Raw genomic sequence first — 15008 nt, forward strand, 5'->3', positions numbered from 1 at the left:
CAACGATTTCCACTTCTTCACCAACCTTGACGATACCGCGCTCTACACGACCGGTAACTACGGTACCACGGCCTGCGATGGAGAATACGTCTTCGATAGGCATCAGGAACGGCTGGTCAATGGCACGCTCCGGCTCCGGAATGTAGGTGTCCAGGTGGCCAGCCAGTTCCAGGATCTTCTCTTCCCACTGAGCTTCGCCTTCCAGCGCTTTCAGTGCGGAACCACGTACTACCGGCAGGTCATCACCCGGGAAGTCGTACTCGGACAGCAGTTCGCGAACTTCCATCTCGACCAGTTCCAGCAGCTCTTCGTCATCTACCATGTCGCACTTGTTCATGAACACGATGATGTACGGAACGCCTACCTGACGACCCAGCAGGATGTGCTCACGAGTCTGCGGCATCGGGCCGTCAGTCGCTGCTACTACCAGGATTGCGCCGTCCATCTGGGCAGCACCGGTGATCATGTTTTTAACGTAGTCGGCGTGACCCGGGCAATCTACGTGAGCGTAGTGGCGGGTAGCAGTGTCGTATTCTACGTGGGAGGTGTTGATGGTGATACCACGCTCACGCTCTTCCGGTGCCTTGTCGATCTGGTCGAAGGCGAAAGCTTTACCACCGAAGTGCTTGGCCAGCACGTTGGTGATGGCGGCGGTCAGGGTGGTTTTACCGTGGTCAACGTGGCCGATGGTGCCGACGTTTACGTGCGGTTTATTACGCTCAAATTTTTCTTTAGACACGACGTAGTCCTTCTAGGTTAAACCCGCCTACCGTCGTAGGCGGGGAATCTTAAATTACTTGGATTTGCGCTCTTCGATCACGGCCTGGGCGACGTTGGTCGGGGCATCGTGATACTTGGCGAATTCCATGGCGTAGGAAGCACGACCCTGGGTAGCAGAACGCAGGGAGGTGGCGTAACCGAACATTTCGGCCAGCGGCACCAGCGCACGTACGATCTTGCCGGACGGGCCATCTTCCATGCCTTCGATCAGGCCGCGACGACGGTTCAGGTCACCGATCACGTCGCCCATGTAGTCTTCCGGAGTCTCGACTTCGACCTTCATGATCGGTTCGAGCAGTACCGGGTTGGCCTTCATGAAGCCAGCCTTGAACGCCAGAGAAGCAGCGATCTTGAACGCCAGCTCGGAAGAGTCGACATCGTGGTAGGAACCGAAGTGCAGACGTACACCCAGATCCATTACCGGATAGCCTGCCAGCGGGCCGGACTTCAGCTGCTCGCGGATACCCTTGTCAACACCCGGGATGAATTCGCCCGGAATCACGCCACCCTTGATGTCGTTGACGAATTCGTAGGCTTTGCCTTCTTCCAGCGGGTACATGTCGATAACGACGTGACCGTACTGACCACGACCACCGGACTGCTTGGCATGCTTGCCTTCAATATCCTTGACGGTGTTGCGGATGGTTTCACGGTAGGCAACCTGCGGCTTACCTACGTTGGCTTCTACCTTGAACTCGCGACGCATACGGTCAACGATGATGTCCAGGTGCAGCTCACCCATACCGGCGATGATGGTTTGGCCAGATTCTTCGTCGGTCCATACGCGGAAGGACGGATCTTCCTGAGCCAGACGGCCCAGAGCCAGGCCCATCTTCTCTTGGTCAGCCTTGGATTTCGGCTCAACGGCGATGGAGATTACCGGTTCCGGGAATTCCATACGCTCCAGGATGATCGGTGCGCTTTCGTCACACAGGGTGTCACCGGTGGTGACGTCCTTCAGGCCGATGGCAGCAGCGATGTCGCCTGCGCGAACTTCTTTGATCTCTTCACGCTTGTTGGCGTGCATCTGAACGATACGGCCGAAACGCTCGCGCTTCTCTTTAACGGAGTTCAGCACGGAGTCACCGGAGTTGACCACACCGGAGTAAACACGGAAGAAGGTCAGGTTGCCCACGAACGGGTCGGTAGCAATCTTGAATGCCAGAGCAGAGAACGGCTCGTCATCGGAAGCGTGACGCTCGTCCTTGGTCTCGCCATCCAGCTTCAGACCGTCGATAGCAGCAACGTCGGTCGGAGCCGGCAGGTACTCGACCACGGCATCCAGCATGGCCTGTACGCCCTTGTTCTTGAACGCGGAGCCACAGGTAACCAGGATGATTTCGTTGTTCAGAACACGCTGACGCAGAGCTTTCTTGATCTCTTCTTCAGTCAGTTCTTCACCACCCAGGTATTTTTCCATCAGGTCTTCAGACGCTTCAGCAGCGGCTTCAACCAGGTTCATGCGCATTTCTTGCGCCTGTTCCAGCAACTCAGCCGGGACGTCTTCGTAGTCGAAGGATACGCCCTGGTCAGCTTCGCTCCAGTTGATGGCTTTCATCTTGACCAGGTCGATAACGCCCTTGAAGTTCTCTTCGGAACCGATGTTCAGTTGCAGAGGAACCGGGTTACCTTTCAGACGGGTCTTGATGTGCTCAACGCAGCGCAGGAAGTTGGCACCGGTACGGTCCATCTTGTTGACGAACGCGATACGGGGAACCTTGTACTTGTTAGCCTGACGCCATACGGTTTCAGACTGGGGCTGTACGCCACCTACGGCACAGTACACCATCACGGCGCCATCCAGAACACGCATGGAACGCTCTACTTCGATAGTAAAGTCAACGTGGCCCGGGGTATCGATGATGTTGATACGGTGCGGTTGGAACTGTTTACCCATACCGGACCAGAAAGCGGTGGTCGCGGCGGAGGTGATGGTGATACCACGCTCTTGTTCCTGTTCCATCCAGTCCATGGTGGCGGCGCCATCGTGAACTTCACCGATCTTGTGACTTACACCGGTGTAAAACAGAACGCGCTCGGTAGTAGTAGTCTTACCGGCGTCGATGTGAGCGGAGATACCGATATTACGATAACGCTCAATGGGGGTTGTACGAGCCATTGTCATCCTCTTACTAGGGCGCTTGTCCCCAGATAATTAAAGGTGCGCAGAGTCATAAGACCCTGCGCAAGCGGATTACCAGCGGAAGTGAGCGAAGGCCTTGTTCGCTTCAGCCATACGGTGAACGTCTTCACGTTTCTTGACAGACGAACCCTTATTGTCAGCGGCATCCAGCAGCTCGCCAGCCAAACGCTGAGCCATTGATTTTTCACCACGTTTACGAGCGGCATCAACCAACCAGCGCATTGCCAGAGCATTGCGACGTACCGGACGAACTTCTACCGGCACCTGATAGGTTGCACCACCGACGCGACGAGATTTAACCTCGACCGCCGGACGAATGTTGTCCAGAGCGACTTCGAACAGGGCCAGGTGCTCTTTGCCAGATTTGGTGGCAATGATGTCCAGGGCGCCATAAACGATGGCTTCTGCAACAGATTTCTTACCGTCAACCATTACTACGTTGACAAATTTAGCCAGCAGCTCAGATCCGAACTTGGGATCCGGCAGGATTTTACGCTGACCAACAACACGACGTCTTGGCATTTCAAATTCTCCGTAACTTCAGGGGTTACCCAAAACTAGAAAGTTATCTAACTAGAAACGAATTAACGTTTGGCCTTACTTAACGGAGAACCATTAAGCTTTCGGACGCTTCACGCCGTACTTGGAGCGAGCCTGCTTACGGTCTTTAACACCGGCACAGTCCAACGCACCACGAACGGTGTGATAACGAACACCTGGCAAGTCTTTTACACGACCGCCACGGATCAGAACAACAGAGTGCTCTTGCAGGTTGTGACCTTCACCACCGATGTAGGAGGTGACTTCGAAGCCGTTGGTCAGACGTACACGGCATACTTTACGCAGTGCAGAGTTAGGCTTCTTCGGGGTGGTGGTGTATACACGGGTGCATACGCCACGCTTCTGAGGGCACGCTTCCAGCGCCGGCACGTTGCTTTTCACAACGAGCTTGATGCGTGGCTTGCGAACCAACTGGTTAATAGTTGCCATCAAAAGGCTCCTGATAATGACTTCATAAACGTGTGAAAAATCCTCCCCGCAGATACGGGGACGCGAAATTTTATGCCCTGTTGTCTGGGGAGTCAAGATTTATACAATTTGCACACCGAAATGGCAAATGACAGTCGAATGACATTATGCTAAGCAACTGAGATAAAAAGGAAAACCAAGCCTAACCGCCCCAGGTCTGCGGTGATCCGTGCTCGGCGATCAACCTGATCAAACCCGGCATATCGAGTTCCATCCCGATCCCGGATGACAAGCCTCTCGCTTGCAGATCTTCCTTCATGACGTACAGGGGGACCTCTGCCAAGCGCTCGCACCACCCGGGGGCAGCCGCCGCCATCACGGCATCCTGCATCAACACCACCAGATCCCCTTCCATGCGGTAACGCAACGCCAACTCGAGATCCTGGCTCATGAAGGGAGAGTTCAATATCAGCTGTATCACGGGCACCTCAGAAGCAGATGTGGGTGGTGAAACCCGCCCAGCTACGGCGAATTTCCGCAGGAGAGAGCGGAATCACTGGGATTAGCAGATCCGCCGCCGTCAGTCCTCGCTCAGCCAGTGACACCGCACAGACATAGATCTCTTCGATGTCATACAGTTCCAGCATCTTGAAGGTCGGGGCGTAGTGACGCTGCAATATGGCGTGTGGTGATTGCTCCCTCACCAGTTGCATCACGCCATCCCCCACCAGAAAGAGTGCCAGGGACTCCGTCAATGCAGAGGTGGCCAGCAGAGCATCCAGCCCCTCCCGACCACTCGCCGAACCATGGGGACCACGCCGTGAGATAAACGCTATTCTGGTCATTTTGTCCCCCTAGAACTGAACGAAGCGATCAGCGGTCAGTGCGGCTTCCGCCAACTGACCGAGCCCGCTCAGGCAGAATGGCGCTTCCAGATTGAAATGTTCCCGTCCCATTCCCTTGGCCTCCTGCTCATCCAGCACGCCACGGCGCATGGCCGCAGCCACACACACATCGATGCGGATACCCTGCTGGATGGCCAACTCGCGCCACAATGCCACCAGGTCGGTCTCATCGCTGGCTGGCGCATGGAGGCCATTGGCATTGCACACCCCCTCCTGATAGAAGAAGAGGTGGGACAAGCGGTGTCCCTGCTCGACCAGACTCAGGGCAAAACGATAGGCCGTGCTGGCCGTCTGGGTGCCATAGGCGGGCCCGGTGACCAGCAGAGCAAAATTCAGACTCATGATCGCACTCCTGCACAGCGGTGTATCCATTCTACCTCACAGACGCAAAAGCCCCTCCTGGGAGGGGCTTTTCCAATGAAACAGGCTCAGACGTAAGCGATGGCTTCGACTTCGACCAGTACATCCTTGGGCAGACGAGCAACTTCCACGCAGGAACGTGCCGGGGCGGACTCGCCAAAGTAGCGGGCATACACCTGGTTGAAGGCCACAAAGTTGTTCATGTCACTCAGGAAGCAGGTGGTCTTCAGCACCTTGCTGGTATCGGCCCCTGCGGCTTTCAAGACGGCAACCAGATTCTTCATCACCTGCTCTGCCTGAGCCTCGATGCCACCGGCAACGATGTCCATGGTGGCCGGATCGAGCGGGATCTGCCCGGAGGTAAAGACCAGCTCACCCAGCTTGGTAGCCTGGACATAAGGGCCAATTGCGGCAGGCGCCTTGTCGGTTGCAATCACTTCTTTAGCCATTGTTATCTATCCCCTATCTATGGCGCTTACTCGCTCTCTTCTTCACCCTGCTTGCGCTGTCGGATGTAGAGATACACGGTATGTTTGGAAATATTCAGCTTGTCGGCGACCAGGTTGATCGAGTCCTTGATATCAAATATGCCCTTCTCGAACAACTGGGTCACGATAAAACGGTTCTTGGCATTGTTGGCCACGGAGGGATCACGATTGATCTCGTCGATGGTGTTGTCCACCGTCTGGGCAACCAGCTCTTCGACGCTGTTGGCGAAGGTCTCCGGTGATTGCCGCTCCACCTGCTGTGGCGTCGGGAAGAATTCGGCCACGAACTCGTGGAAAGGTGCATTGATGTGCAGGTTGATGCAGATAAGGCCGATCACCTGCTTGTCGCGGTTACGGATGGCGATGGTGCTCGACTTCATCAAGGCACCGGTCCGACTGCGGGCAAAATAACTCTGGGTGTGATCCTGACCCGTGCTCTCGATGTCCTTGAGCATCCTCAGGGCGAGATCGGTGATCGGCGCCCCCAGAGTTCGACCCGTATTGAAACCATTCGCGATTTGGATCACGGACTCATGCAGATTTTCCAGGGAGTGGAGCACCACCTCGCAGTGCTTGCCGAACAGATCGGCCAGGCCTTCGATAAGGCCCCCATATGAACGCAACAGCTCCCTGTCTTCGTCTGTAAAAGCGCGACCGCTCAGTTGCTCTTCGGGAAGCAGTACTTCCTCGATACCGACAGCCATGTTCTACCCCTGTAATACCCATTCAACTTTCCCGAGTTTTCAGTTGCGACGGGGCAATGTCAACTTTTTTTGATTTTTTGCTCTATAACCTTGCACTGGATCATCCCCCTGCCCCAGCCCAGTGCACGCTGGGCGCCGGATGGGAAATAAAAAAAGGGCCCCTAGAAGGGGCCCTTTTCGATCACTGCTGCGGAAGATTACTCTTCGTCAAAACTGCCGGCTGCGTTGAGCAGATCCGCCAGGTTTTGCTGAGCTTCATCGGCAGTCACCTGCGGCACACCGACAGCACGAGCTGCGGCGGCACGCTGGTTGATGCGGCTGTGGTGGTAGGCAAAGCCGGTACCAGCCGGGATCAGACGACCCACGATCACGTTCTCTTTCAGGCCGCGCAGTTCATCACGCTTGCCACCAACGGCTGCTTCGGTCAGCACGCGGGTGGTCTCCTGGAAGGAAGCCGCGGAGATGAAGGACTCGGTGCTCAGAGATGCCTTGGTAATACCCATCAGGATATGACGGTAGGTAGCCGGGGTCTTCCCTTCGGCAACCAGTTTACGGTTGGCGATCTTCACACGGGCCACTTCAACCTGTTCACCTTCGATCAGGTCGGTGTCGCCAGCGCTCAGGATCTCGCACTTGCGAAGCATCTGACGCACGATGACTTCGATGTGCTTGTCGTTGATCTTAACGCCTTGCAGACGGTAAACGTCCTGCACTTCGTTGGCGATGTAGTTGGCGACCGGGCTGATACCGCGCAGACGCAGGATGTCATGAGCAGACTCGGGACCGTCCGCCAGCACTTCACCCTTCTCAACTTTTTCACCTTCGAACACGTTGAGGTGACGCCATTTCGGAATCATCTCTTCATAAATCTCGCCACCATCGGTCGGGGTGATGACCAGACGACGTTTGCCCTTGGTCTCTTTCCCGAAGGAGATGGTACCGGAGATCTCGGCCAGGATGGCCGGCTCTTTCGGCTGACGTGCTTCGAACAGATCCGCAACGCGCGGCAGACCACCGGTGATGTCCTTGGTACCACTGGACTCTTGGGGGATACGCGCAACCGCGTCACCCACGCCCACGTTGGCACCATCTTCCAGGTTCACGATCGCCTTGCCCGGCAGGAAGTACTGGGCGGGAACGTCGGTGCCCGGGATCATCACATCCTTGCCATTCAGGTCGACCAGTTTCACGGTCGGACGCATCTCTTTACCGGCGCTCGGACGTTCGTTGACATCCAGCACGACGATGGAAGAGAGACCGGTCAGCTCGTCGGTCTGACGAGTGATGGTCACACCGTCGATCATGTGTTCGAAGTGCAGGCGACCCGCCACTTCGGTGATGATCGGGTGGGTGTGCGGGTCCCAGTTCGCGACGGTATCACCGGCGTTCACCGCTTCGCCATCCTTCACTTCCAGCACGGAACCGTAAGGCAGCTTGTGGCTTTCCTTGGTACGGCCCATCTCGTCCATGATGGTCAGCTCGGTAGAACGGGAGGTGATAACCAGCTTGTCAGAGTTGTTCAGAACGAACTTGGCGTTCTGCAACTTGATGCTACCGGTGTTCTTCACCTGGATGCTGCTCTCGGCAGCCGCTCGGGATGCGGCGCCACCGATGTGGAAGGTACGCATCGTCAGCTGGGTACCCGGTTCACCGATGGACTGAGCGGCGATAACACCGACAGCCTCACCCTTGTTAACCAGGTGACCACGGGCCAGATCACGGCCGTAGCAGTGAGCACAGTTACCGAAGTCGGTCTCACAGGTGATGGCAGAACGCACCTTCACGCGGTCGACGGAGTTGCGCTCCAGCAGGTCACACAGCTGCTCGTCGAGCAGGGTGTTGCGTGCTACCAGCACTTCATCCTCGGTACCCGGCTTGATCACGTCTTCGGCCACCACACGACCCAGCACGCGCTCACGCAGCGGCTCGACCACGTCGCCACCCTCGATCAGCGGAGTCATCCACAGACCGTCGGTAGTGCCGCAATCGTCCTCGGTGATCACCATGTCCTGGGCCACGTCAACCAGACGACGGGTCAGGTAACCGGAGTTCGCTGTCTTCAGTGCGGTATCCGCCAGACCTTTACGAGCACCGTGAGTGGAGATGAAGTACTGCAGTACGTTCAGACCTTCACGGAAGTTCGCCACGATCGGCGTTTCGATGATGGAGCCATCCGGCTTCGCCATCAGGCCACGCATACCGGCCAACTGACGAATCTGGGCGGCGGAGCCCCGCGCACCAGAGTCGGCCATCATGAAGATGCTGTTGAAGGAGGCTTGCTCTTCCTCATCGCCCAGGGAGTTGACGTTACGCTCCTTGGAAAGGTTGTCCATCATGGCCTTGGAGACGCGATCGTTCGCGCTGGCCCAGATATCGATAACCTTGTTGTAACGTTCGCCCGCGGTCACCAGACCGGACAGGAACTGGTCCTGGATCTCGGCGACTTCGGCTTCTGCAGCAGCGATGATGTCTTTCTTGGCATCCGGGATGACCATGTCATCGATACCAACAGAGGCACCGGACAGGGCCGCGTAGTGGAAACCGGTATACATCAGCTGGTCAGCGAAGATGACGGTATCCTTCAGGCCCTGCTTGCGATAGCAGGTGTTCAGCAGACGGGAGATGAGCTTTTTGCCCAGCGCCTTGTTGGAGACGCACTTGATCCAGTTCTGCGGGTTGGCGTCCAGATCAGCCTGCTCTGCAGCAGTCAGTACCTTGGGCTCGTCAATCAGCGCGTACTCCATGCCTTTGGGCAGGATCAGGCTCAGGATCGCACGACCAACGGTGGTGTTCTTCATCTCGGTCTTGGCAACCAGCTCACCGGCTTCGTTCTTCACGTACTCGGTGATGCGGCACTTGACGCGAGCATGCAGGTCGGCCAGACCGGCACGGTAGACCTTCTCGGCCTCTTTCGGACCGGACAGCACCATACCTTCGCCCTTGGCGTTGATACGGGCACGGGTCATGTAGTACAGACCCAAGACCACGTCCTGGGAAGGAACGATGATCGGCTCACCGGAGGCAGGCGACAGGATGTTGTTGGTGGACATCATCAGGGCGCGCGCTTCCAGCTGGGCTTCCAGGGTCAGCGGTACGTGGACCGCCATCTGGTCACCGTCGAAGTCCGCGTTATACGCAGCACAAACCAGCGGGTGCAGCTGGATGGCCTTCCCTTCGATCAGGGTCGGTTCAAACGCCTGGATACCCAGACGGTGCAGGGTCGGTGCACGGTTCAGCAGAACCGGGTGTTCGCGGATCACTTCGTCCAGGATGTCCCAAACGACGGCTTCTTCGCGCTCCACCATCTTCTTGGCGGCCTTGATCGTGGTCGCCAGACCGCGGGATTCCAGCTTGCCGTAGATGAAGGGCTTGAACAGTTCCAGTGCCATCTTCTTCGGCAGACCGCACTGATGCAGACGCAGGGTCGGACCTACGGTGATAACGGAACGACCGGAGTAGTCGACACGCTTACCCAGCAGGTTCTGACGGAAACGACCTTGCTTACCCTTGATCATGTCGGCCAGGGATTTCAGCGGGCGCTTGTTGGAACCGGTGATGGCACGACCACGACGGCCGTTGTCCAGCAGGGCATCCACGGACTCTTGCAGCATGCGCTTTTCGTTGCGCACGATGATGTCCGGCGCAGCCAGATCCAGCAGACGCTTCAAGCGGTTGTTACGGTTGATCACGCGACGGTACAGATCGTTCAGATCGGAGGTCGCGAAACGGCCGCCGTCCAGCGGTACCAGCGGACGCAGGTCCGGCGGCAGCACGGGCAGCACTGTCATGATCATCCACTCCGGCTTGTTGCCGGATTGCAGGAAGGCTTCCATCAGCTTCAGACGCTTGGTGGTCTTCTTGCGCTTGGTCTCGGAGTTGGTCTGATCCAGCTCCTCACGCATGGCTTTGACTTCACCTTCCAGATCGATGGCGCGCAGCAGGGCCAGAATGGCCTCGGCACCCATCTTGGCGTCGAATTCGTCGCCCCACTCTTCCAGTGCGTCCAGATAGTTCTCTTCGGACAGCATCTGGCTGCGCTCGAGGTTGGTCATGCCGGGTTCGATCACTACATAGGATTCGAAATACAGCACGCGCTCGATGTCACGCAGGGTCATGTCCAGCAGCAGACCGATACGGGACGGCAGGGACTTCAGGAACCAGATGTGGGCAGTCGGGCTGGCCAGCTCGATGTGGCCCATGCGCTCACGACGGACCTTGGTCTGGGTCACTTCTACACCGCACTTCTCGCAGATCACACCACGGTGTTTCAGGCGCTTGTACTTGCCGCACAGACACTCGTAGTCCTTCACCGGTCCGAAGATACGGGCGCAGAACAGACCATCACGCTCCGGCTTGAAAGTCCGGTAGTTGATGGTCTCAGGCTTTTTGACCTCACCGAATGACCAGGAGCGGATCATGTCAGGAGAGGCCAGACCGATCTTGATACTGTCAAACTCTTCGGTCTTGGTCTGAGCCTTCAAAAACTTGAGTAAGTCTTTCACGTGTTTCCCCTGTCAGGAGTCTAACCTCGGCGCCCCGGCTGCCGAAACAGCGGGGCGCCCACGTCAATTCTCGAACAATAAGAGCGAGCTCTTACTCTTCGTCCAGCTCGATGTTGATACCCAGAGAGCGGATTTCCTTCAGCAATACGTTGAAGGATTCGGGCATGCCCGGCTCCATACGGTGGTCGCCATCCACGATGTTCTTGTACATCTTGGTACGGCCGTTCACATCGTCAGACTTGACGGTCAGCATTTCCTGCAGGGTATATGCCGCACCGTAAGCCTCCAGGGCCCACACTTCCATCTCACCGAACCGCTGACCACCGAACTGCGCCTTACCACCCAGCGGCTGCTGGGTAACCAGGCTGTAGGAACCGGTAGAACGCGCGTGCATCTTGTCGTCTACCAGGTGGTTCAGCTTCAGCATGTACATGTAACCCACGGTGACCTTGCGCTCGAAGGCGTTACCGGTACGACCGTCGAACAGGGAGATCTGACCGGATTCCGGCAGATCGGCCAGCTTCAGCAAGGCTTTGATTTCGCGCTCTTTGGCACCATCAAAGACAGGTGTAGCCACCGGCAGACCCTTACGCAGGTTACCCACCAGGGTACGCACGTCGTCGTCAGACAGTTCGGCAATGTTCACTTGCTGGGAGTCCTTCTCGCCCAGGTCATAGACCTGTTGCAGGAACTCGCGCATCTCGTGCAGCTCGCGCTGTTCTTTGATCATGCGGTCGATCTTCTCGCCGATGCCCTTGGCCGCGAGGCCCAGGTGCACTTCGAGGATCTGACCGATGTTCATACGAGACGGTACACCCAGCGGGTTCAGTACGATGTCGACCGGACGGCCGTACTCGTCATGGGGCATATCCTCGACCGGACAGATCTTGGAGATAACACCCTTGTTACCGTGACGGCCCGCCATCTTGTCACCCGGCTGGATGCGACGCTTGACGGCCAGATAGACCTTGACGATCTTCAGTACGCCCGGCGCCAGGTCATCGCCCTGGATGATCTTGCGACGCTTGTTCTCGAATTTCTTGTCGAACTCGGCCTTCAGCTCAACGTGCTGTTCAGCGATCTGCTCCAGCTCGATTTGCTTGGCTTCATCTTCGATGGCCAGCTCAAACCACTTGGAACGATCGAGCTTGTTCAGACGATCTTCGCTGTAACCGGCGGCCAGCAGCAGGTTGCGGGAACGGCCGAAAATGCCGTCTTCCAGGATCTTGAACTCTTCGGTCAAGTCCTTCTTCGCTTCCTTCAACTGCATCTCTTCGATTTCTTTGGCGCGCTTGTCTTTTTCCACGCCATCGCGGGTAAAGACCTGCACGTCAACCACGGTACCGTACACACCGTTCGGTACACGCAGGGAAGAGTCCTTCACGTCGGACGCCTTCTCACCGAAGATGGCGCGCAGCAGCTTCTCTTCCGGAGTCAGCTGGGTTTCACCTTTCGGCGTTACCTTACCGACCAGAATGTCGCCACCCTTCACTTCGGCACCCACGTAGACGATACCGGACTCGTCCAGCTTGGACAGAGCGGCTTCACCCACGTTCGGGATGTCAGCAGTGATCTCTTCCGGACCCAGCTTGGTGTCACGGGAGATACAGGCCAGTTCCTGGATGTGAATGGTGGTCAGGCGATCTTCCTGAACAACACGCTCGTTCACCAGGATCGAGTCTTCGAAGTTGTAACCGTTCCACGGCATGAACGCGACGCGCAGGTTCTGACCCAGCGCCAGTTCACCAAGATCGGTGGACGGGCCGTCAGCCAGCACGTCGCCCGCCATCACCGGCTCACCCAACATCACGCACGGACGCTGGTTGATACAGGTGTTCTGGTTGGAACGGGTGTATTTGGTCAGGCTGTAGATGTCGATGCCGGCTTCGCCAGGCAGCAGCTCATCTTCGTTGACCTTGATAACGATACGGGAGGCATCGACGTAGTCGATCATGCCGCCACGCTTGGCCACTACGGTCACACCGGAGTCAACGGCCACTGCGCGTTCCATACCGGTACCTACCAGCGGCTTGTCAGCGCGCAGGGTCGGTACAGCCTGACGTTGCATGTTTGAACCCATCAATGCGCGGTTCGCGTCATCGTGTTCCAGGAACGGGATCAGGGCCGCTGCCACAGAGACGATCTGCTGCGGGCTCACGTCCATGTACTGGATCTGGTCGGCGTTCATAAAGGTGGATTCACCTTTGTGACGGCACGGGATCAATTCATCTTTCAGACGGCCATCTTCGGTGGTCGCGGCGTTGGCCTGTGCGATCACGTACTTGCCTTCTTCAATCGCAGACAGGTAATCCACTTCGTCGGTGATCACACCGTCGATCACCTTGCGGTACGGGGTCTCGAGGAAACCGTACTCGTTGGTGCGGGAATACACGGACAGCGAGTTGATCAGACCGATGTTCGGACCTTCCGGCGTTTCGATGGGACACAGACGACCGTAGTGGGTCGGGTGTACGTCTCGAACTTCGAAACCGGCACGCTCACGGGTCAAACCGCCCGGGCCCAGCGCGGAGATACGGCGCTTGTGGGTCACTTCGGACAGCGGGTTGTTCTGGTCCATGAACTGGGACAGCTGGCTGGAACCAAAGAACTCTTTGACCGCTGCGGAGATCGGCTTGGCGTTGATCAGATCCTGCGGCATCAGGGTGTCCAGATCGCCCAGAGACAGGCGCTCCTTCACCGCACGCTCGACACGGACCAGACCGACACGGAACTGGTTCTCGGCCATTTCACCGACGGAACGAATACGACGGTTACCCAGGTGGTCGATATCGTCCACTTCGTCGTTACCGTTACGGATGTCGATCAGGCGCTTCATGACCTCGACGATATCGTCCTTGGTCAGCACGCCAACGCCAGTCTCGTCTTCACGACCCAGACGGCGGTTGAACTTCATCCGACCTACGGTAGACAGGTCGTAACGCTCGGACGAGAAGAACAGGTTCTCGAACAGCTGTTCGGCCGCTTCGCGAGTGGGCGGCTCGCCCGGACGCATCATGCGATAGATCTCGACCAGAGCTTCCAGGCGGCTGGAGCTGGAGTCGATACGCAGGGTCTCGGACATGTAGGCACCGTGGTCCAGTTCGTTGGTGAACAGAACCTCGAAGTGCTTGAAGCCGGCTTGGGACAGGTTGGCAACTGCTTCCAGGCTCAGGGCCTGGTTGGCAGTCACGACCATTTCACCAGTCTGCGGATGTGCATAGTTCTTGGCTGCAACTTTGCCAACAACATACTCTACCGGCACCTCGATCTGAGTGATGCCGTCTTTTTCCAGCTGACGGATGTGACGGGCAGTGACACGACGACCGGTCTCGACCACCACGGCGCCATTGGCAATGATGTCGAAGGTCGCGGTCTCGCCACGCAGGCGCTCGGGCACCAGATCCATCATCAACTTGCCATCTTTCACTTCGAAACCGATGGTCTCGAAGAAGGTGGCCAGGATTTCTTCGGAGCTGAAGTCCAGGGCGCGCAGAATAATGGAGGCTGGCAGTTTACGACGACGGTCGATACGGACAAACAGGTTGTCTTTCGCATCGAACTCGAAGTCCAGCCAGGAGCCACGGTAGGGGATAACGCGAGCGTTATAAAGCACCTTACCGGATGAATGTGTTTTGCCTTTATCGTGGTCGAAGAAAACGCCCGGGCTGCGGTGCAGCTGGGAGACGATGACCCGCTCGGTACCATTGATGACAAAGGTGCCGTTTTCGGTCATGAGCGGAATTTCGCCCATGTAAACTTCTTGTTCCTTGATGTCTTTGACGGTGCCGGCAGCTGCTTCACGGTCGTACAGAACCATACGAAGCTTGACACGCAGCGGCGCGGAGTAGGTCACTCCACGGATCTGGCATTCTTTTACGTCAAATACCGGCTCACCCAGGCGATAGCTGACATACTGAAGCTCAGCACTACCGGAGTAACTGGTGATCGGGAAAACGCTACGGAAGGCGGCTTCTAGGCCGTACTCACCTTCCGGGTCAGCCTCGATGAACTGCTTGAAGGAGTCCAGCTGAATGGACAACAGATAAGGCGTGTCCAGTACCTGGTCTCGCTTACCGAAGTCCTTACGTATGCGTTTTTTTTCGGTATAAGAGTAAACCATAGGGTTCCTCAGCTCGCTGATAAGTGACCCACTCTGT

11 protein-coding genes (1 of these 11 running past the window's edge) are annotated in these 15008 nt (G+C 57.0%); all 11 read right to left on the reverse strand.

Annotated features, from left to right (window positions below; all coding sequences use genetic code 11):
* Nucleotides 1-739, reverse strand: the 5' portion of a protein-coding gene (gene tuf / locus I6L32_RS05585; protein WP_005306325.1) for an elongation factor Tu. It extends 446 nt beyond the left edge of the window; 739 of the gene's 1185 nt are visible here — the first part of the coding sequence; the start codon lies at nucleotides 737-739; the stop codon falls past the left edge of the window.
* Between the two features lie 54 nt (nucleotides 740-793).
* Nucleotides 794-2899 (reverse strand): elongation factor G, encoded by a 2106-nt coding sequence (gene fusA, locus I6L32_RS05590; RefSeq protein WP_010675948.1) that lies wholly within the window; start codon nucleotides 2897-2899, stop codon nucleotides 794-796.
* A gap of 75 nt (nucleotides 2900-2974) precedes the next feature.
* Nucleotides 2975-3445 (reverse strand): 30S ribosomal protein S7, encoded by a 471-nt coding sequence (rpsG, locus tag I6L32_RS05595; RefSeq protein WP_010675949.1) that lies wholly within the window; start codon nucleotides 3443-3445, stop codon nucleotides 2975-2977.
* A 93-nt stretch (nucleotides 3446-3538) separates the two neighbouring features.
* The gene (rpsL, locus tag I6L32_RS05600) at nucleotides 3539-3913 is read right to left on the reverse strand and encodes a 30S ribosomal protein S12 (protein ID WP_005306278.1); all 375 of its coding nucleotides are present in this window, start codon (nucleotides 3911-3913) and stop codon (nucleotides 3539-3541) included.
* A 181-nt stretch (nucleotides 3914-4094) separates the two neighbouring features.
* Nucleotides 4095-4373: a sulfurtransferase complex subunit TusB gene (gene tusB / locus I6L32_RS05605; RefSeq protein ID WP_128273695.1), complete on the reverse strand. Its 279-nt coding sequence runs from the start codon at nucleotides 4371-4373 to the stop codon at nucleotides 4095-4097.
* Nucleotides 4374-4380: 7 nt separating this feature from the next.
* Entirely contained in the window at nucleotides 4381-4737 is a 357-nt protein-coding gene (tusC, locus tag I6L32_RS05610) for a sulfurtransferase complex subunit TusC (RefSeq protein WP_029314860.1), read from the reverse strand.
* Between the two features lie 9 nt (nucleotides 4738-4746).
* Complete coding sequence (tusD, locus tag I6L32_RS05615) at nucleotides 4747-5139, reverse strand: sulfurtransferase complex subunit TusD (RefSeq protein WP_010675952.1); 393 nt, start codon at nucleotides 5137-5139, stop codon at nucleotides 4747-4749.
* A gap of 86 nt (nucleotides 5140-5225) precedes the next feature.
* Complete coding sequence (locus tag I6L32_RS05620; protein WP_010675953.1) at nucleotides 5226-5606, reverse strand: RidA family protein; 381 nt, start codon at nucleotides 5604-5606, stop codon at nucleotides 5226-5228.
* A gap of 26 nt (nucleotides 5607-5632) precedes the next feature.
* On the reverse strand, nucleotides 5633-6349 hold the full coding sequence (locus I6L32_RS05625; protein ID WP_010675954.1) for a transcriptional regulator: 717 nt from the start codon (nucleotides 6347-6349) through the stop codon (nucleotides 5633-5635).
* Between the two features lie 197 nt (nucleotides 6350-6546).
* Nucleotides 6547-10851, reverse strand: a complete 4305-nt coding sequence (gene rpoC, locus I6L32_RS05630) for a DNA-directed RNA polymerase subunit beta' (protein ID WP_010675955.1) — start codon at nucleotides 10849-10851, stop codon at nucleotides 6547-6549.
* Between the two features lie 91 nt (nucleotides 10852-10942).
* Entirely contained in the window at nucleotides 10943-14971 is a 4029-nt protein-coding gene (gene rpoB, locus I6L32_RS05635; RefSeq protein WP_010675956.1) for a DNA-directed RNA polymerase subunit beta, read from the reverse strand.
* Nucleotides 14972-15008: the final 37 nt, after the last annotated feature.

This window comes from Aeromonas sp. FDAARGOS 1402 (assembly GCF_019046925.1).
Lineage (GTDB): Bacteria > Pseudomonadota > Gammaproteobacteria > Enterobacterales > Aeromonadaceae > Aeromonas > Aeromonas caviae.